At 68.0% G+C, this 18,956-nt stretch carries 16 protein-coding genes; 11 read left to right on the plus strand and 5 right to left on the minus strand.

Annotated features, from left to right (window positions below):
* Positions 1 to 11: 11 nt before the first annotated feature.
* Both lhgO and BLR21_RS16795 read right to left on the minus strand, forming a co-directional pair.
* The gene (lhgO, locus tag BLR21_RS16790; RefSeq protein ID WP_090006739.1) at positions 12 to 1,187 is read right to left on the minus strand and encodes an L-2-hydroxyglutarate oxidase; all 1,176 of its coding nucleotides are present in this window, start codon (positions 1,185 to 1,187) and stop codon (positions 12 to 14) included.
* 30 nt (positions 1,188 to 1,217) lie between these two features.
* Positions 1,218 to 2,093 carry an LLM class flavin-dependent oxidoreductase gene (locus BLR21_RS16795; protein ID WP_090006740.1) on the minus strand — a complete coding sequence of 292 codons (876 nt, stop codon included), beginning with the start codon at positions 2,091 to 2,093 and terminating at the stop codon, positions 1,218 to 1,220.
* 60 nt (positions 2,094 to 2,153) lie between these two features.
* On the opposite strand from BLR21_RS16795, the gene BLR21_RS16800 reads away from it, so the two are divergent.
* From BLR21_RS16800 to BLR21_RS16850, 11 genes are all read left to right on the plus strand, one after another.
* Entirely contained in the window at positions 2,154 to 2,957 is an 804-nt protein-coding gene (locus BLR21_RS16800; protein ID WP_090006741.1) for an HAD family hydrolase, read from the plus strand.
* A 223-nt stretch (positions 2,958 to 3,180) separates the two neighbouring features.
* Positions 3,181 to 4,278 carry a DegT/DnrJ/EryC1/StrS family aminotransferase gene (locus BLR21_RS16805; protein WP_090006742.1) on the plus strand — a complete coding sequence of 366 codons (1,098 nt, stop codon included), beginning with the start codon at positions 3,181 to 3,183 and terminating at the stop codon, positions 4,276 to 4,278.
* Positions 4,275 to 5,249, plus strand: a complete 975-nt coding sequence (locus BLR21_RS16810) for a Gfo/Idh/MocA family protein (protein ID WP_090006743.1) — start codon at positions 4,275 to 4,277, stop codon at positions 5,247 to 5,249. Before BLR21_RS16805 ends, BLR21_RS16810 begins: the two co-directional genes overlap by 4 nt.
* 19 nt (positions 5,250 to 5,268) lie before the next feature.
* The gene (locus BLR21_RS16815) at positions 5,269 to 7,191 is read left to right on the plus strand and encodes a DUF6541 family protein (RefSeq protein ID WP_090006744.1); all 1,923 of its coding nucleotides are present in this window, start codon (positions 5,269 to 5,271) and stop codon (positions 7,189 to 7,191) included.
* Between the two features lie 131 nt (positions 7,192 to 7,322).
* Positions 7,323 to 8,339 (plus strand): glycosyltransferase family 2 protein, encoded by a 1,017-nt coding sequence (locus tag BLR21_RS16820; RefSeq protein ID WP_090006745.1) that lies wholly within the window; start codon positions 7,323 to 7,325, stop codon positions 8,337 to 8,339.
* Positions 8,336 to 9,586: a lipopolysaccharide biosynthesis protein gene (locus tag BLR21_RS16825; protein WP_090006746.1), complete on the plus strand. Its 1,251-nt coding sequence runs from the start codon at positions 8,336 to 8,338 to the stop codon at positions 9,584 to 9,586. The genes BLR21_RS16820 and BLR21_RS16825 overlap by 4 nt, the downstream gene beginning before the upstream one ends.
* Before the next feature lie 10 nt (positions 9,587 to 9,596).
* A complete protein-coding gene (locus BLR21_RS16830; RefSeq protein WP_256334728.1) occupies positions 9,597 to 10,337 on the plus strand; it encodes a glycosyltransferase family 2 protein in 741 nt (246 codons plus the stop codon).
* A 10-nt stretch (positions 10,338 to 10,347) separates the two neighbouring features.
* Positions 10,348 to 10,746, plus strand: coding sequence for a DUF2304 domain-containing protein (locus tag BLR21_RS16835; RefSeq protein ID WP_090006748.1), 399 nt, complete (start codon positions 10,348 to 10,350; stop codon positions 10,744 to 10,746).
* Between the two features lie 18 nt (positions 10,747 to 10,764).
* Positions 10,765 to 11,973: a UDP-galactopyranose mutase gene (gene glf / locus BLR21_RS16840; protein WP_090006749.1), complete on the plus strand. Its 1,209-nt coding sequence runs from the start codon at positions 10,765 to 10,767 to the stop codon at positions 11,971 to 11,973.
* Positions 11,974 to 11,979: 6 nt separating this feature from the next.
* Positions 11,980 to 13,851: a glycosyltransferase gene (locus BLR21_RS16845; protein ID WP_090006750.1), complete on the plus strand. Its 1,872-nt coding sequence runs from the start codon at positions 11,980 to 11,982 to the stop codon at positions 13,849 to 13,851.
* A 230-nt stretch (positions 13,852 to 14,081) separates the two neighbouring features.
* A complete protein-coding gene (locus tag BLR21_RS16850; RefSeq protein WP_256334729.1) occupies positions 14,082 to 15,944 on the plus strand; it encodes a glycosyltransferase in 1,863 nt (620 codons plus the stop codon).
* Here BLR21_RS16850 and BLR21_RS16855 read toward each other — a convergent pair whose 3' ends face one another.
* Genes BLR21_RS16855 through BLR21_RS16865 form a run of 3 tightly spaced genes read right to left on the minus strand, consistent with a single transcriptional unit; the run spans position 15,945 to position 18,855 of the window.
* Entirely contained in the window at positions 15,945 to 16,757 is an 813-nt protein-coding gene (locus BLR21_RS16855) for a carbohydrate ABC transporter permease (protein ID WP_090006752.1), read from the minus strand.
* Complete coding sequence (locus tag BLR21_RS16860) at positions 16,754 to 17,629, minus strand: carbohydrate ABC transporter permease (protein ID WP_090006753.1); 876 nt, start codon at positions 17,627 to 17,629, stop codon at positions 16,754 to 16,756. Before BLR21_RS16860 ends, BLR21_RS16855 begins: the two co-directional genes overlap by 4 nt.
* A complete protein-coding gene (locus BLR21_RS16865; RefSeq protein WP_090006754.1) occupies positions 17,626 to 18,855 on the minus strand; it encodes an ABC transporter substrate-binding protein in 1,230 nt (409 codons plus the stop codon). The genes BLR21_RS16860 and BLR21_RS16865 overlap by 4 nt, the downstream gene beginning before the upstream one ends.
* Positions 18,856 to 18,956: the final 101 nt, after the last annotated feature.

An 18,956-nucleotide genomic window follows, 5' to 3' on the forward strand; every position in this document is an offset into this window, starting at 1 on the left:
TACCGGTGGCGCTATTCGATCACTGACCGCGTCAGGTTCGCCAAGTGCTTCGCGATCTCCAGCGAACCGGTCGCGGCAGGTGACGGCGCATTCAGCACGTGGACCTGCCGGGGAGCGCTCTCGACCAGGAAGTCGTCAACGAGCGAGCCGTCCGGAAGCATCGCCTGCGCGCGCACGCCGGCCTCCGCGCGAACGATGTCCGCCTCGGTCACCTCGGGCACGAGCCGCGCCAGCGAGGCCGCGAACCGCTTGCGCGACAACGACCTCAGTACCTCGTCGACGCCGGTCCTCGCGTACCTGCGGGCGAGCTTCCACGTGCCGGGGAACCGCGCGACGTCCGCCACGTCGCCGAACGAGAAGTCCCGCCACCGGTACCCCTCACGCCGCAACGCCAGCACGGCGTTCGGTCCCGCGTGGACGCTCCCGTCGAGCATCCGGGTCAGGTGCACGCCGAGGAACGGCAGCGTCGGGTCCGGTACCGGATAGATGAGCCCACGCACGAGCTCGGTGCGCGTCAGCTCGTAGTACTCGCCGCGGAACGGCACGATGATCGCCTTGGGGGAGAGCCCGGCCAGCCGCGCCACCCGGTCGCTCTGCAGGCCGGCGCAGTTCACCAGCGCGTCCGCCCGCACCACGCCCTGCGGCGTGAGCACCTCGACGCCGCCCGCCACGGACCGGATCGCGGTCACCGGGGACCGCAGCCGCAGGTCGTGCCCGTCCAGCTCGCGTACCAGCGCCTCGCACACGGCCTTGAAGTCGATGATCCCGGTCGACTCGACCCGCAACGCCGCCACGCACGACACGTGCGGCTCGTACTCCAGCGCCTCGGTGGCGGAGACGAGCTTCGCGGGCACGCCGTTCGCCTCGGCCCGTGCCGCCAGGTCGTGCAGGCGGGGTAGTTCGTCAGTGGAGGTCGCCACGACGAGCTTGCCGCACACCTCGACGGGAACGCCGTGCTCCCGTGCGAACGCGATCATCGACGCGTTGCCGGCGACCGACATCCTGGCCTTGAGCGAGCCGGGCTTGTAGTAGAGGCCGGCGTGTACGACGTTGCTGTTGTGCCCGGTCTGGTGCGCGCCCCAGTGCCGTTCCTTCTCGAGCACCGTCACCCCGTCGCCGCGTGCCGCGAGCTCCCTCGCCACCGCGAGTCCGACGATTCCGCCACCAACCACCACGACCTGCGCCACGGCTGCGGAATCTACCGGCAGGAGGCCCCCTCAGTGGCCCAGCGTGGGTAGCACGTCCGCCGCGATCTCCTCGACCACCGACTCGCTGCCCGCGTAGACGCCATCGTGCCGGGGCCAGTGCGCGACCACGTCGGTGAAGCCCAGCTCGGCGGCCCTGCCCACGGCGTCGGTGAAGTAGGCGGCGCTGGACAGCGAGTACACCGGTGCCGAGTCCAGGTTCAGGTGCCTGCTCATCCGGGAGGAACGGCCGTGCGTGACGAACGTCTCGGTGAACTGCGCGGACAGCTCGGCGACACCGCGCCACCAAGCCTCCTGGTCGTCGGTCGGCGGTCCGGTGGTGACCCAGCCCTGACCGAACCGCGCGGCGATCCGCATCGCCTTCGGGCCGTTCGCCGCTACCACGAACGGCACCCGCGGCCGTTGCACGCAGCCCGGCGCGCTGCGGGCCTCCTCCGCCGAGTAGAACTCGCCCTGCCACGACGTGCGGTCCTTGCCCAGCAGCTGGTCGAGCAGCTCGACGAACTCGCCGAACCGGGCCGTCCTGTCCCGCGGCAACGGCGCCTCGCCGCCCATCACCGTGGTGTCGTACCCCGCCCCACCTGCGCCGACGCCGAGTGTGAACCGGCCGTCGGACACGTCGTCGAGGGTCAGCAGCTCCCGTGCGAACGGCACCGGGTGACGGAAGTTCGGGTTCGCCACGAACGTCCCGAGTCTGATGCGCGAGGTCACCATCGCGGCGGCGGTGAGCGTCGGCACGGCGCCGAACCAGGGACCGTCGACGAGTGACCGCCAGCCGAGGTGGTCATAGGTCCACGCGTGGTGGAACCCGTACTCGTCGGCGGCGCGCCACTTCGGTTCGGCGATCCACCAGCGGTGTTCCGGGAGAATGACGATTCCTACGCGCACGCCAGTACGGTAACGAGCTGTTCAGCTTCCGACGAACCTGGACCAGGCACCATGTCAGCTGTGGAACAACCGCGCCTGGTGGCATCTGACGTCGACGGAACCCTGCTGACCACTGCCGAGCAGGTGAGTGACCGCACCCGCGCGGTGATCGGGCGCGTGCTCGCCGCCGGAGTGCCGTTCGTGCTCGCGACCGGTCGTCCGCCGCGCTGGGTGCCGAGGATCGCGCGGGAAGCGGGTGTGGACGGCCTGGCGGTCTGCGCGAACGGCGCGGTGCTCTACGACATCGGCCGCGCCGAGGTCGTCTGGGCTCGCACGTTCGACCCGATGCTGCTGCACGACGTGGCCGGGGCGATCGACGGCGCGGTGCCTGGCTGCACCTACGCGGTGGAACGGGTCGGCGGCGGCACCGACGACACGACGTTCGTCGCGGAGCTCAGCTACACCCACCCGTGGCCCGAGGGCCCGAACGTCGGACTGAGCCGAGCGGAGACGCTGGGCAAGCCCGCCATGAAGCTGCTCGTCCGCAACCCGTCCATGACCAGCGAGGAGATGGCCGATTCGATCGGCCTGCTGCTCGACGGCCAGGTCGACCTCACGTACTCGACGAACAACGGGCTGGTCGAGCTCGCCGTGCCGGGCGTGACGAAGGCGAGCGGGCTGGCCGACGTCGCCGGCAGGTTCGGGGTGGACGCGGCCGACGTGATCGCGTTCGGTGACATGCGCAACGACGTCGACATGCTCACCTGGGCGGGCCACGGGGTCGCGATGGCCAACGCCCACCGGTCAGCGCTGGACGTCGCCGACGAGGTCACCGCACCGAACAGCGAGGACGGCGTCGCCCTCGTGCTGGAGCGGTGGTTCTAGTGGCGTGGCCCGGCTCGCGCCACCAGAGCCGATCCGACCAGTTCGGGCAACCCGCGGGCGCCCTGATGCGTCTTCTACTGGCACGTGCCTCGCGTCCAACCACCCAGGTAGAGCCCGGATCAGCTGTCAACACCCGTACGGGTAGCGTGATGAACCGCGACGCAGGCTTACGCGCACTGCTCCGGGTCCGCCGGTGTGGTTCCCCGAAGGCGAGAGACGCTGAATGATCCCGATTACTGTCGTTGACGTGGCTGCGGCCGAGGAACTCGTGCTGCAGGTGCTCCGCTCCGGCGCGATCGCGCAGGGCCCGATGGTGAAGCGCTTCGAGGACGCCTTCGCGGGCGTCGCCGGCGTGCCGCACGCGGTCGCCGTGAACAACGGCACCACCGCGCTGGTGGCGTCGTTGCAGGTGCTCGACCTCCAGCCTGGAGACGAGGTCATCACCTCACCGTTCACGTTCGTCGCGACGCTCAACGCGATCCTCGAGGCCGGCGCCACCGCCCGGTTCGCGGACATCCGCGACGACGACTTCAACATCGACGCGGACAAGGTCGGCGCCGCGGTCACCCCGAACACCAAGGTGCTCATGCCCGTGCACCTCTACGGGCAAACCGCGGACATGGGCAAACTCGTGCCGCTCGCGCAGGAGCACGGCCTCGCGCTGGTCGAGGACTCGGCGCAGGCCGTCGGCGCCACCTTCGAGGGCCGCCCGGCCGGCAGCTTCGGCATCGGCTGCTTCTCGCTCTACGCGACCAAGAACATCACCACCGCCGAGGGCGGCGTGATCACGACGTCGGACGACACGATCGCCGACCGCCTGCGCGTGCTGCGCAACCAGGGCATGCGGCAGCGCTACCAGTACGAGGTCGCCGGTCACAACTACCGGATGACCGACATCCACGCGGCGATCGGCATCCCGCAGCTGGAGGGCCTGGACGAGATCACCAAGGCCCGTCAGGCCAACGCCGACGCGCTGAGCAAGGGCCTCGCGGGCATCAAGGGCCTGCAGTTGCCGCAGGTGCTGCCCGGCCGCACCCACGTGTGGCACCAGTACACGGTGCTGATCACCGACGACGCCCCCGTGAGCCGCGACGAGTTCGCCGCGAAGCTCACCGAGAAGGGCATCGGCAACGGGATCTACTACCCGAAGACGGTCTTCGACTACGACTGCTACCGCGACAACGACAAGGTGGTCATCTCCGACGTCCCGGTCGCCGAGCGGGTCGCCCGCCAGGCCCTGTCGCTGCCGGTGCACCCGAAGCTGACCGACGCGCAGCTCGACACGATCATCACGACCGTGCGCGAGGTGCTGGGCGCATGAGCACCGTGCCGAAGATCGCGCTCATCGGCGTCGGCAACATGGGGTCGCTTCACGCCCGTGTGCTGAACCAGTCCGACCGCTGCGAGCTTGCCCGCATCATCGACCCGCGCGAGGACGTCGGCCGCAAGGTCGCCGCCGGGTTCGAAACCGCGTGGTCGCCCGAGATCGGCGATCTGTCCGACGTGGACGCCGTCGTGCTCGCGTCGGCCACCGAGTCCCATTACGGCCTCGCGCTCGACGTGCTGAACCAGGGCAAGCCGCTGCTCGTCGAGAAGCCGGTGTGCGCCGACCTCGCCGAGACCGAGGAGGTGCTGTCGCTCTCGAAGGAGCGCGGCATCCCGATCATGTGCGGCCTGCTGGAGCGCTACAACCCGGCCGTGATGACGGCGCTCGAACTGGTCTCCGAGCCCGTCTACGTCTCCGCGGTCCGGCACTCGCCGTACGCGCCGCGCATCCGCACCGGCGTGGCCTGGGACCTGCTCGTGCACGACGTGGACCTGGCGATCCGCTGCATGTCGGGTGTCGAGCCGGCGAACGTGTCCGCCGGTGTCGGCCAGTTCCACCCGTCGTCGGTCATCGGCGCGGAGGATGTGGTCAACACGCTGCTGCACTTCCCGACCGGGGCCATGGCGTCGGTGTCGGCGTCGCGCATCGGCCAGCGCAAGATCCGCACGCTCTCCATCACCGAGCTCGGCCGCCTGATCGAGGTGGACCTGCTCACCAGGAACGTGACGATCTACCACCACGTCTCGCAGGACGCGGCCACGCCGGACGGCCGCGGCTACCGGCAGCAGGCGATCATCGAGATCCCGGAGCTCGTGACGGCGCGTGAGCCGCTCGCGACCCAGCTCGACAGGTTCCTGGACCTGATCGACGGCAAGGTCGACGCCGACCGCGAGCGCGACTCGATCCTGCCGTCGCACCGCGCCGTGGCCCAGGTCAAGGCGAAGTCCGCCGCGCTGGCTGGCTGAACCGGAGAACTGACTTCTCATGGGTGCATTGGTGATCCTGGCGTTCTGGCTGCCAGGGCTTGTGGTGGGCTTCGCGCTCAGACTGCGGGGGTGGCTGCTCGCAGGCGCCGCCCCGGTGCTGACGTTCGGCACGGTGGCGGTGGGCGCACTGGTGCTCGGCAAGCTCGGTGTCGAGTGGACGATGCTCTCGGTGGTGCTGTGGACGCTGGTCCTCGCCTTCGTCACCGGCGCCATCACGTGGCTGGTGCACCGCCGGGTCGCCGACAGTCCGGACGAGACCCCCAAGCGCACGCTGGGTGAGCACCTGCTCATCGTCGGCGGTGTGGTGCTGGGCATGGCCGTCGGTGCCGTGACGTACTGGCGGGGCATCGGCCAGCGGCTCGACACGATCAACCAGGACTGGGACGCGCCGTTCCACGGCAACGCGATCCGGTGGATCTCCGAGCACCACAACTCGCTGCCGTCCTCGCTCGCCCCGACGGCGAACCTGCCGGGCAAGCTGGACTACTTCTACCCCAACACCTACCACGCCTTCCTGGCGCCGATGCTCGACAACTTCGCGGCGATGCCGCAGTTGTTGAACCTCGCGGTATTCGGCGTGCTGCTCGCATGGCCGATCGGCATCGCGGCGTTCGCGCTCTCCTGGCGCCTGCCTCCGCTCGCGGTCGCCGCCGCCGCTGCTGTGTCGACGTGGTTCACCGCGTTCCCGTACGACTCGCTGTGGCGCGGCCCGCTGTGGCCGTTCGTCGCCGCCGTCGCACTTCTGCCGGCCGCGCTGGCGTTGGTGCGCAAGCTCTTCACCGACCGGGGCCTCACCGGGCCGATCGCCGTGTCCATCGCGCTGGCCGGGATGGTCGGCCTGCACACGAGCCTCGCGTTCATCATCCTGGTGTACGCGGTCACGTTGTTGCTGGCCATGGTTTTCAAGTTCGAGCCGATCGACTGGAAGGCACAGGCCCTGCCACTGCTCACGGTCGTGGTGATCGCGATCGTGGCCGTGGTGCCGGTCGCGCTGCCCGCGCTCGCGCCCGTCGCGGGCGTCACCGGCGCCCAGTGGCCAGAGTTCGCCTCACCGGTCGAGGGCTTCGGCCAGATCCTGCTGTTCTCCCCGGTGAACGAGTACCCGCAGTGGTTCCTGGGATTCGCGGCGTTCGCGGGCATCGTTCTGATGGTGCGCAACAGGATCCTGCCGTGGCTCGTCGCGTCCTACGCGATCTTGGGCATGGCCTATGCGGCGACGGCGTCGTTGAACAACGACTTCGTGAACATGATCTCCGGTCCGTTCTACAACGACGCGTGGCGCATCGCGACGCTGCTCTCGCTCGCCGGTTCGGTCGCGATCGGCTACCTCGTGTGGACGCTCGGCGAGAAGCTCCCCGCGCGGGTGCGGGAGAAGGTCGGTCCCAAGCGGGCCGCGTACGTCACCCCGCTCACCATCGCCCTCGTGTTTCTCGCGGTGCTGGGCGTGGTCGGCAAGGCTGCCTACATCGGCCGTAACTCGTACCGCCTGGCGCTCAACAACCGCGAGGACGAGACCGTCCGCCGTGGTGAGCGGGAGGCTTACCAGTGGCTTGCCCAGAACGCCAAGGGAACGGTCGTCATGAACGACCGCCTCGACGGTTCGGTGTGGATGTATGCACTGGCCGGCGTGCGGCCCGCCGAGTGGCAGTTCTACGGCGCTCCCGACAACTCCGCAGCGCACGAGTTGACCTTGCACCTCAACGAGTTGGCGACGAACGCGAAGGTGCGCAAGGCCGTCGACACCCTCGGCATCAGGTACGTCCTCTACGGCAAGGGCTTGGTGCGCAAGGACTGGCCGCGCTCACCCGGTATCGACGACCTCGGCAACTACCCGGAGATCGCGCGCAAGGTGTACGAGAACCCGGACGCCACGGTCTACGAACTGATCAAGCCCGGCGACGGAAACCAGCGCTGGCCCTAGATCCAGGCGCGGGCAAAACGGTATCGGTCCCCTTACCAGATCTGGGTAAGAGGGCCGATACCGTTCACGTCGAGCATTCCTGAAGGGGACCCCTGAGCCGGGGATCGCGGAGCGCCTGGATACTGTCCGGTGTGACGAGCCGGAGCAACTCCCTCGACAACGTCCCCAGCCTGAGCATCGTGATTCCGGTCTACAACGAACCGGACTGGATCGGACGTTCGGTCGGCGCGCTGAAGACCGCCATCGCCAACGCGAACTGGCCCGCCGAGATCATCGTCGTCGACGACGGCAGCACGGACGACACGTCCAAGCGCCTCGCCGAACTCGACGTCACCGTCATCTCCCAGGAGAACAAGGGCCGTTTCGCCGCCCGTCTCGCCGGGATCGAGGCCTCCTCCGCGGACCTCGTGCTGCTCATCGACAGCCGGGTCGTCATCGACCCGCAGTCCCTCGTCTTCCTGCGCGACCAGCTCGTCGCGCACCCCGAGCGCACGGTGTGGAACGGGCACATCGACGTCGACACCAAGGGCAACCCGTACGCGGGTTTCATGGCGGGACTCGTCGCGGTCGGGTGGCGGCGTTACGTCGCCGAGCCGCGGCTGGTGTCGTTCACCGCCGAGGAGTTCGACGCGTTCCCCAAGGGCACCACGCTGTTCGTCGCCCCGAAGAACGTGCTGAAGGAAGCGGCGGTGTCGTTCTCCTCGCTGTACGACGACGTGCGGATGGCGAGCGACGACACCCGTATGCTCCGCTCCATCTCCGAGCGCGGCCGGATCTGGATCGCGCCGAGCTTCGCGGCGCAGTACAACAGCCGCGACTCGCTGCAGAAGTTCGTGAAGCACGCGTACTTCCGCGGCACGACGTTCGTCGACGGCTACCTCGACTCGCCCGGCCCGGTGCGCAACGCGATGTTCGCCGCTGGTGGCGTCGGGGTGTTCGGGCTCTTCGTGCTCGTGAAGCGGCCGCTCCTCGCCTTGGTGCTGGCCGTGCTGGGGTCCGGTGCGGCCGGTGCGGTCGCCCGCAAGAGCGGCGCCAGCAAGGACCAGGCGGTCTCGGTCGCGAAGCTGCTGCCGGTCTTCGCCGCCTGTTTCGGTGCCGGAGCGGTGCGTGGCCTGACGATGGCGATTCGGAAGCGCCTGGGCAGGTGAGAACGCTCGGCCGGTCGCTGGGCACGGTCAGCGTCGCGCTCCTCATCGGGACGGCGCTGGGAACGTTGCTGCAGATCGGTTCCGGCCGCCTGTTGTCCACCAGTGACTTCGCGGTCTTCAACGGCTACTGGGGCGTCCTCTTCGCGTTCGGCGCGGCCGTCGGCCCCATCGAGCAGGAGGTGTCGCGGCTCTCCGCGCACGCCGCGCTGCGCGGAGAACGCACCGGGTTCCAGGCGGTGCAGACCGCGCTGGTCGGCGGTCTGATCGTGGCGGCGGCCGCGCTGCTGACACTGGTTCCGCCGATCAGCGACAGGCTGTTCAGCGGGCACGGTGTGCTGGGGATCGTGGCGCTGGTTGGTGGGCTGGGATTCGCGGTGCAGGTGACGGTGCGCGGCCTCCTCATCGGACACGACCACGTGCGTGCCTACGGCGGGATCGTGGTCGTCGAGGCGGCCGCCCGCGTGCTCGTGGTGAGCGGGCTGCTCGCCGCCGGACTCACCGACCTGGTGCCTATCTCGGTCGCCGTGGCTTTGGGCTCGTTCGCGTGGTTGTTCTTCCTCTTCTCCGCCAAGAAGACGGTGAACCCGCGTGCGGGCGGAGAACCGTGGAGGCCGCTGGTACGGCGTGTGGTGGTGCTGATGTTCGGCGCCGCCCTCACCGCGTCCGTGCTGACCGGCTATCCGGCGATGGTGAACCTGCTGACCGGTGACGGCGCGAACCCGGCCCTGGGTGCCCTGTTCGCGACGGTCATCGTGGCGAGGGCGCCGCTGTTGTTGCTGCAGCCGGTGCAGGCGATGGCCGTGCCGATGGTCGTTCGGCTCTCCCAGGACGAGAGCGGTGCGAACCGCCTGCGGGCGCTGCTGGTGAAGGGCACGGCCGGCGCCGTGGTGCTGGGCGGGCTGGGAGCAGTGGTCGGCGGGCTGATCGGGCCCTGGCTGGTGCGCGTCGTTTACGGGCCGAGCTACGTCGTGACCGGATGGGCTGTCGCAGGCCTCGCCTGGTCGTCGGTGCTGCTCGGCGCGACCCTCCTGCTCGCCGCCGTGCTGGTCGCGCGCAACCAGGCGAACCTCGTGCTCGTGGTGTGGGCTGTGGTCGCCGGGGCCAGTGCCGTGACGCTGCTCTTCTGGCCGGGTGACACGGTCACACGCGCCGTGCTCGGTCTCGCGATCGCCCCGACGATCGGGACAGCCTGCGCTTGCGCGTTCGTTCTGCACCGCGGCGCGAGCGCCTCGGACCGGTCCGGTTAGGCTGCACACCGTGTCTGACTCGGTCGACTACCGGCGAGTGCTCATCGTTCTGCCAGCTCTCAACGAAGAGCACAACATCGAAAAGATCATCGCAGAGGTGAAGGCGGCGTTGCCCGACGTCGGCGTGCTCGTCATCGACGACGGGTCCACCGACAACACGTCACTGCGCGCCCGTGAGAGCGGCGCGCACGTGGCGCGCCTCGCGGTGAACCTCGGCGTCGGCGGCGCGATGCGCACCGGCTTCCGCTACGCCCTGCGCAACGGCTTCGACGTCGTCGTCCAGGTCGACGCCGACGGCCAGCACAACCCCGCGGACGTGCCAGAACTGCTGCGCGAGCTCGATCGCGCCGATCTGGTCATCGGCGCGAGGTTCGCCGGCAAGGGCGACTACAAGGCCCGCGGCCCGCGCCGCTGGGCGATGAAGGTCTTCTCGGTCGTGCTCTCGGGGCTTTCCGGCACCAAGCTCACCGACGTCACCTCGGGCTTCAAGGCAGCAGGCCCGCGTGCGGTGCGTCTGTTCGCCGCGCACTACCCGGCGGAGTACCTCGGTGACACGCTGGAGTCGCTCGTGATGGCGGTACGCGCCGGTCTGAAGATCACGCAGGTGCCGGTCGCCATGCGCATGCGCGCCGGCGGAACACCGAGCACCTCACCCGTGAAGTCCGCCGTCTACTTGCTCCGGGCCACGCTTGCGCTGGTCCTCGCGATCGTGCGCAGGAAGCCCAAGACGGGCTCCCTCGAAGCCGCATAGGGAGGCTCCTGTGTCCGAGTTCCGATTGATGGCCGTCATCGCGGCGGCACTCGTTCTCGTCGTCGTGATCGAGATGATGCGACGCCGCAAGCTGCGCGAGAAGTACGCAGGCATGTGGCTCCTGCTGGCGCTCGGCGTCGTCGTACTGGGTGCCATCCCCGGGCTGCCCTCGGTGCTGTCCGACCTCACCGGCGTCCAGCTCGCGGCCAACTTCGTGCTGGCAGGGGCGGCCTTCGTGCTGTTCTTCGTCGTGCTGCAGTTGTCGAGTGAGGTGGGACACCTCGAAGAAGAGGTGCGCACGACGGTGGAAGAGATCGCCCTGCTGCGGTGCGAGCTGGAAGACGTACGTGCTGAGCTGGACAAGCGCGTCATGATGACCGAAGAACAACTTCTCCGTGCCCAGCCCTGAATTCGGGGTCGTCGGGGCATGCAGGTAACCTCGCTTGCCGTGAGCTTCGCAGGTTATGACCTGATCGTCGTCGGTTCCGGATTCTTCGGTCTCACGGTCGCCGAGCGCACCGCGTCCCAGCTGAACAAGCGGGTGCTGGTGCTGGAGCGGCGTGACCACATCGGAGGAAACGCCTACTCGGAGGCAGAGCCCGAGACAGGCATCGAGGTGCACCGCTACGGCGCGCACCTGTTCCACACGTCCAACAAGCGCGTGTGGGAGTACGTGAACGAGTTCACCTCGTTCACGAGCTACCAGCACCGCGTGTTCGCGATGCACAACGGTCAGGCGTACCAGTTCCCGATGGGTCTCGGGCTGCTGTCGCAGTTCGTCGGTCGGTACATGTCTCCGGAGGACGCGAAGGCGTACATCGCCGAGCAAGCCGCGGAGATCGACACCAAGGATGCGCAGAACCTCGAGGAGAAGGCGATCTCGCTGGTCGGCCGTCCCCTCTACGAGGCGTTCATCAAGGCCTACACGGCCAAGCAGTGGCAGACGGACCCGAAGGAGCTGCCCGCGGCGGTCATCAGCCGTCTGCCGGTGCGCTACAACTTCGACAACCGCTACTTCAACGACACCTACGAGGGCCTGCCGGTCGACGGCTACACCGCGTGGCTCGAGAAGATGGCGGACCACCCGAACATCGACGTCAAGCTGTCCACGGACTACTTCGACGTCAAGGACGAGATCCCCGCCGGCACGCCGGTCGTCTACACCGGCCCGGTGGACCGCTACTTCGACTACTCCGAGGGCTGGCTCGGCTGGCGTACGCTCGACTTCGAGCAGGAAGTGCTGCCCATCGGCGACTTCCAGGGCACGCCGGTCATGAACTACAACGATGCGGACGTGCCGTACACGCGCATCCACGAGTTCCGCCACTTCCACCCGGAGCGCGAGTACCCCGGCGACAAGACGGTTATCGTTCGGGAGTTCTCCCGCGCGGCGGAGAAGGACGACGAGCCGTACTACCCGATCAACACGGCTGAGGACCGCGCCAAGCTGGAGCGTTACCGCGAGCTGGCCAAGAAGGAAGCCGCGGAGCGCAACGTGATCTTCGGTGGGCGCCTCGGCACGTACAAGTACCTGGACATGCACATGGCGATCGGGTCAGCGCTGAGCGTGTTCGACAACAAGATCGCTCCGCACCTGGCGTCCGGTCAGGCGCTGGACGGGTCGCTGGAGGACTGAATCGCAATGCCGGGCAAGTCCAACCTCGTGGAGCACGAGGCGCCGGAGAAGCTGCTGACGCAGCGCGGCCTGTTCGCAGGGCCCTCCCAGATCGTCTCGGAGGACCTGTACGCCGAGGTGAAGCGGGGGATCGCGGAGCGGGAACGTCACCGCATGGTGGTCCACCCGAACGCCACGGTCTCGATGAACACCTACTTCGGGCGTTTCCCCGCGTCGTACTGGCAGCGGTGGTGCGTGAGCCCCGAGGTGGAGCTCGAGCTCGAGGTGACCGGCTCCGGCCAGGTCGCTCTCGTCGCCTCGGACTCCGAGGGTGAGACACGCACGGTCGTCGCGGAGAAGGTCGCCGGCGCGAAGGCGCAGAAGGTGCGCCTGACCGCGAAGATCGACAAGTTCACCGACGGCGGCGGCCTCTGGTTCGACGTGATCACCGCGGACGACTCGCTCGCGGTGGAGAAGGTTCGCTGGACGGTCGCGCCGCCGAAGACGGTGCGACCGACCGCCGTGGTCATCTGCACGTTCAACCGCGTCGACGACTGCCTCAACACGATGGCCGCCCTCGCGTCGGACCCGGAGCCGTTGAAGCTCGTCGATACGGTCTACGTCGTCGACCAGGGCACGGACGCCGTCGAGTCGCGTGAGCGGTTCGCCGAGGTCTCGGCCGCGCTCGGGCCCAAGCTGCGCTACATCCGCCAGCCGAACCTCGGTGGTGCCGGCGGCTTCACGCGCGGCCTCTACGAGGTCACCGAGATCGACCACGCGGAGCACGCCAACGTCTTGTTCATGGACGACGACGTGCTGTGCGAGCCCGAGATCGTCATCAGGCTCACCGCGTTCGCGAACCGCACGACGCAGCCGACGATCGTCGGCGGTCAGATGCTCTACCTGCTGCACCCGAACTTCCTGCACGTCGGCGCCGAGTTCGCGAACCTCGACACTCTCGCGCCGGGCCAGGTCGTGGAAGGCGCGCTGTTCAACGCCGACCTCACCGGGTACGACGAGGAGACGGGCAAGCGCAACGTCCAGGACAAGCGCGTCGACGCCGGCTACAACGGCTGGTGGTCGTGCCTCATCCCATCGGAGATCGTGAAGGCGGTCGGCTACCCGCTGCCGCTGTTCTTCCAGTGGGACGACATCGAGTACGGCTACCGCGCGCGTGCACACGGTTTCGCCACCGTGTCGCTACCGGGTGCCGGTGTCTGGCACGCGGACTTCCACTGGAAGGACTGGGACGACTGGCACAGGTACTTCAACCTGCGCAACGCCCTGATCACCTCCGCGCTGCACAGCCGCTTCGACCCGAAGATGATCGTGCGTGGCATGGCCAAGCAGTTCGCCACGTACATCCTGGGCATGCAGTACGGCCTCGCCGCCACCCAGCTCAAGGCGATCGAGGACTTCCTGAAGGGCCCGGACTTCCTGGCGGACGGCGGTGTGCAGGCGGCGGCGGACATTCGCAAGCTGCGCGCCGAGTTCCCGGAGACGGTGCGGCACCCGGCGTCGGAGATCCCCGGTTTCAAGCCGGGCAGCCTGCCGATGATCACTTCCGCACCGACGCCGAAGCTGATCGCGCCGGTGTTCGTCAAGCGCCTCGTGAACCAGCTGCTCGGCAAGTCCGTGCACGAGGCGGGTGCTGTTTCGGCCGGCGACTCGGCGTGGTGGCACGTCTCACTGTTCAACACGGCGGTCGTGACCGACGCGTCGCAGGAGGGCGTGCGGGTGCGCAAGCGGGACAAGGAACTCGCGGTGCGCCTGTCCAAGCAGGGTGCCAAGGTCTTCCGCGAGCTGTACCGCAGGGCTCCGGAGATGCAGCGCGCCTACCTGGACGCGATGGGGAAGCTCACCAGCCGCGACACCTGGTCGCGGTTGTACGACCTCTGATTCACACAACGCTTTGCACGGGCGGGTCCGGATCTTCCGGGCCGCCCGCTCTAGTGCCGCGACCGGCAGCCTTCGCCGCGTCTGCCGACGCTCAGCAGGGCGCCTCGCGGCACCGGCCCAACGCCCGAAGCCAACCAGGATTAGGACGCGGGGCCGGCACCACGATGCACCCGTCTGACCGAAATACGGGGCAAAGGCCGCCGGTCGCGGCACTAGTGAGGGGAAAGTCCGTGGACCAGAACTGCGTGCTGCAGCGGGTGATCCTGCCCAGGGACGAAGACCCGCTCGACGTCAGGCCGCTCTACCTGGACGAGGTCGACTCGGTGCACTGCCACGTCGCCTCCCGCCGCAGCACCACGGTTCCCCCGTCGGCGAAGGTCTCCTTCTCCACGTATTTCAACGCTTTCCCGGCCTCCTACTGGAAACGCTGGACGACCGTCGACGAGGTCGTGCTGCGCATGGCGGTCCGCGGCACGGGTCGCGTGGACGTGTACCGCTCACGACCGTCCGGCGACATCATCCACATCGAGGGCCACTACGTCCGTGACGCGGCTGAGTGGACCGACGTCGAGTTCACCGTGTCGCTCAAGCCGTTCGAGGACGGTGGCTGGATCTGGTTCGACGTCTTCACCGACGACGCGCCGCTCGAGATCCGCGAGGCGGCGTGGACCGTGCGTGAGCCGTTGCCCGTGCAGACGGTCGCCATCGGCATGACGACCATGCGTCCGGTCGACGCCGTGATCGCGTTGCGCGCGCTCGGCGAGGACAGGGCCGTGCTCGACGTGCTCTGCAAGGTGTTCGTCGCCGACCAGGGTGCCGTGAAGGTCCGTGACACCGAGGGTTTCGCGGAGGCCGCGGCACTGCTCGGCGACAAGCTCCAGGTCATCGAGCAGGACAACCTGGGTGGCTCCGGTGGCTTCACCCGCGGCATGTTCGAGGCGATCGAGAACACCGACGCCGACCAGATCATGTTGATGGACGACGACATCCGGCTCGAACCGGACGCGGTGCTGCGCTCCAACGCGTTCGCCCGTGCCGCCGCCCAGCCGGTGATCGTCGGCAGCCACATGCTGAACCTGTACTCGCGGGCCCGCCTGCACAGCTTCGCGGAGATCGTCGACCTCAACACTTGTTTCTGGCGTGCGGCGCCAGGCGCGGTCACCGACCACAACTTCGCCACCGACTCGTTGCGGGACACCAAGGAACTGCACCCGCGCGTCAACGCCACCTACAACGGCTGGTGGATGTGCCTGTTCCCGCGCGAGGTCGTGCGCCGCAGCGGCTACCCGCTGCCGCTCTTCATCAAGTGGGACGACGCCGAGTACTCGCTGCGGGCGCTGGAGCACGGCTTCCCGACGGTGTCGCTGCCCGGTTCCGCGGTCTGGCACATGCCGTGGACCGACAAGAACGACTCGACGGACTGGCAGGCGTACTTCCACACGCGCAACCGCCTGATCCTCGCCGCGCTGCACAGCCCGTACGACGTGAAGAACGGCATCGTGAAGCACGGCCTGAAGCTGACGCTGCGCCACCTGCTGTCGATGGAGTACTCGACCGTCATGTTGCAGCAGAAGGCGATCGAGGACTTCCTCGTCGGCCCGTCGCTGCTCTTCGACTCGTTGCGCACCGCGCTGCCCGAGGTGCGCAAGCTGCGCGCCGAGTACTCGGACGCGCAGACCCTGCCGTCGGCAAGGGAGTTCCCGCCGCCCACCTTCGACCAGGTGCGGGCCGAGGCGATGTTGCAGCCATCGCAGTCGAAGATCACCACGGCCAAGCGCGCCGCGAAGTCGTTGCTGCACAACCTCCGCAGCCCGGAGCCCGAGGCGGCAGGCCGTCCGCAGATGAACGTGCCGGCGCTCAGCGCGCGGTGGTTCCTGCTCGGCAACCTCGACAGCGCGACGGTCTCGACCGCCGACGGCACCGCGGTGGCGTTCTACAAGCGCGACCCGCAGGAGTTCCGCGCGCTGGCCGTGCGAGCGGCCCGCAACTACCGCCGGCTCGGGCAGGAGTGGGACCAGCTCAAGCGCGTGTACCGCGCCGCGTTGCCGGAGCTGACTTCGACGGAGTCGTGGCGAAAGGTGTTCGAGGGCTGATCAGCCCTTGATTCCGGTCTCCGTCACCCCCTTCACCAGGTACCGCTGCATCGCCACGAACACGATGACCAGCGGGGTGACGGAGACCGCCGCCGCCAGGAACAGCTCGTGCACGTTGATCGACTGAGCCGTAAGGAACGTCGACAACGCCACCTGAACAGTCCACGAATCCTGGTCCTGCGCGATTACCAACGGCCACAGGAACTGGTTCCACGACGTCACGAACGCGATCACACCGAGCGCCGCGAAGAACCCGCGTGAGTTCGGCACGACAACGCGCCAGAACGTGCGCCAATGCCCGAGCCCGTCGATTCGCGCGGCCTCCTCCAGCTCCCGTGGAAAGTTCAGGAAGTACTGCCGGAACAGGAATGCCGTGAAACCGCTGAACAGGCCGGGAATCACGAGTCCGCGCAGGTCCGAGACCCATCCGAGCGTCGATACGACAACGAACGAGGGTACGAACGTCACCGCTGCCGGAATCATCAGCGTGGCGACGACGAAGTAGAAGACGACATTCGCGTACCGATACGGAATCCGCGCGAGCCCGTAACCCGCCATCGAGCACAAAAGCAGCTGTCCGGCGGTCTGCAATACCGCCACCACCAACGAGTTCAGCATGCTGCGCACCAACGGCACGGCGGGATCGCTGAACAGCTCGGCGAAGTTCTCCCAGCGCACCGACGACGGCAGGAACGTCCACGACGTCGCACTGATCTCCGACTCCGACACCAGCCCGTTGCGCACCACCAGGTAGAACGGCACAAGAAACAGCACGGCCGCCACGGACAAAGCCAGGTACCGCAGGGCTTTCACCGCCGCACCGCCCTTCCCTGCAGCAGCGTCACGCCGACGATCAGCAACGTCAGGATCACCGCGCCGGCGCTCCCGTGCCCGAAGTCCTGCCCGCCGCTGCCCAAAGCGGTGTAGTACAGATAGATCAGCGGAGGCCGCGCGAACGGCGGGTAGCCGCGGTCGGTGCCGAGCACGTTGTAGAACTCGTCGAACGCCTGATAAGCGCCGATCAAAAGCAGTAACAACACAGCGACCGACGTGGTGCGCAGCTGGGGAAGCGTCACGAACCGGAACGCCTGCCACGAGCGCGCGCCGTCGAGTGCCGCTGCCTCATACAGCACAACGGGAATCCGTTGCAGGCCCGCGATGAACAGGATCATGTAGAACCCGAGCTGCAACCACAGCCGCAGCGTCACGAGCACGAGCCAGTACCAGGGCGGCGACGTGGAGACTGTCCACGCCACCGGATCGGCACCGAACCAGCCCAGCACCGTGTTCGCGAGACCCGAGCGCAGTCCGTTGAAGATCGAGAGCTTCCACACCAGCGACGCCACGACGTACGAGCACGCCGTCGGCAGGAAGAACACCGATCGGAAGAACGCCTGCATGAAGCTGATCTGGTTGACCAACAACGCGAGCGCGAGGGCCAGCACGAACGTCAGCGGCACGACGAAGGCTGCGAACACACTGAACGTGCCGAGGCTGCTCAGGAACGGCCCGTCGGTCAGCATGTCAACGTAGTTGCGCAACCCGACGAACTCGGTCGGTGTCACCGTGTTGCGCGCGTCGAAGAACGACAGCACCAGGCTCCACCCGATCGGCACGTACACGAACACGAGCAGTCCGGCGGCGAACGGCCCCACGAACAGCCAGAACGCGCGTCCGTGCCTCATCCGTACAGGCGCTTCAGCTCGTCACGAGCCACATCCGCCGCAGCTCTCAGTTCGGCGTCCGCCGGAGCACCGTCACGGACCACACGCGACACGGCGTCGTTGAACGCCGTCCGCATCACCGAGGTCCAGTCCGGCGGGTTGGACGCCTTCGCGTTGTCCCGCACGAACTTCACCGCGTCGGCCGCCGCACCGGACGTCAGCTTCGAGGCCCTCTCCGAGATGCTCTTGCGGGGCGGGATGTGGAAGCCGTAGCCGAGGTTGAAGTCCTCCTGGTAGTCGGTCTTCTCGATCCATAGCCACCGTACGAAGTCTTTGGCCTCGTCGATCCGCTTCGACTTCGCGTTGACCATCGCGCCGAACGCCCCGACCGGCACGCTCGCTGAACCGCCGGCACCCAACGAAGGGAACGGCAGCACACCGAAGTCGTCACCCAGCGCCTTGGCGACCGCCGGCACCGCCCACAAGCCGGTCCACTGCATCGCGACCAGGCCCTGCGTGAAGGCGTCCGGTTCCGCCCAGTCCTTGACAGCGCCCAGCAACAGGCTGCCGCTCGTGTAGAGCTCGCGGAGTTTGCCGATCGCTGTCGCCGCAAGGGGATCGTCGAACCCGACCTGGTGGTCCCGCACGTAGTCGAGGCCGGTCGACCACAGCGCGGGCCCGCCCAGCACGCCGCCACCGCCGTCGTTGCCGGCGAAGAGTCCCTTGACCGAACCCGCGGTGAGGCGCCTGGAGACGTCGATCAGTTCATCCACCGTGGACGGTGGCTGCACTCCGGCCTGGGAGAAGAAGCTCTTGCGGTAGAACAGCATCTGCATGTCCACGGCCTGCGGGACGCCGTAGATCTTCCCGTCGACGGTGTGCGTCGCGAGAATCGAGTCCGAGAAGTCGCTTCTGGCGTCGCCGAAGACATCGTCGAGCGGCACGAGCTGGCCCGCCCGGACCGAGCTGATCTGGGGGGTGGACTCGAAGACGTCCGGTCCGCCGTCGGACAGCAGGCTCGTCGCGAGCTTGGAGTCGTAGTCGCCGGGGTTCCACTGCACGGAAACCTGGGTCTTCGTGTACGCCTTGGCGTAGCGCTCCACGGCCTGCCGCACGCCGGGCTCGCCGTACGCGTGGTACCACTGTTTGAGGGCCTGGCCGTTGCCGCCCCTGCCGGTGTTCGAACCGCACGCCGCGAGCAACACGCTCGCGCAGGCCAGGGACAGCAGTCTGCGTCGGGAGATCACCCATCACGTCTTACTCCGATTACTCGAAGTACGCGAATGGTTACCCGAGGTGGGCAAGCATGATCGGCTGAGTGTGTCCGCGCGTTGAGGAACCCTGCGAA

This window comes from Lentzea albidocapillata subsp. violacea (assembly GCF_900100275.1).
GTDB lineage: Bacteria > Actinomycetota > Actinomycetes > Mycobacteriales > Pseudonocardiaceae > Lentzea > Lentzea violacea.

What these genes read in the sequence shown, in the direction of transcription:
- BLR21_RS16815 (WP_090006744.1), top strand. Translation starts at nt 5,269, where the DNA reads ATGGGTGCATTGGTGATCCTGGCGTTCTGGCTGCCAGGGCTTGTGGTG.
- glf (WP_090006749.1), top strand. Translation starts at nt 10,765, where the DNA reads ATGCAGGTAACCTCGCTTGCCGTGAGCTTCGCAGGTTATGACCTGATC.
- BLR21_RS16805 (WP_090006742.1), top strand. Translation starts at nt 3,181, where the DNA reads ATGATCCCGATTACTGTCGTTGACGTGGCTGCGGCCGAGGAACTCGTG.
- BLR21_RS16845 (WP_090006750.1), top strand. Translation starts at nt 11,980, where the DNA reads ATGCCGGGCAAGTCCAACCTCGTGGAGCACGAGGCGCCGGAGAAGCTG.
- BLR21_RS16860 (WP_090006753.1), bottom strand. Translation starts at nt 17,629, where the DNA reads ATGAGGCACGGACGCGCGTTCTGGCTGTTCGTGGGGCCGTTCGCCGCC.
- BLR21_RS16810 (WP_090006743.1), top strand. Translation starts at nt 4,275, where the DNA reads ATGAGCACCGTGCCGAAGATCGCGCTCATCGGCGTCGGCAACATGGGG.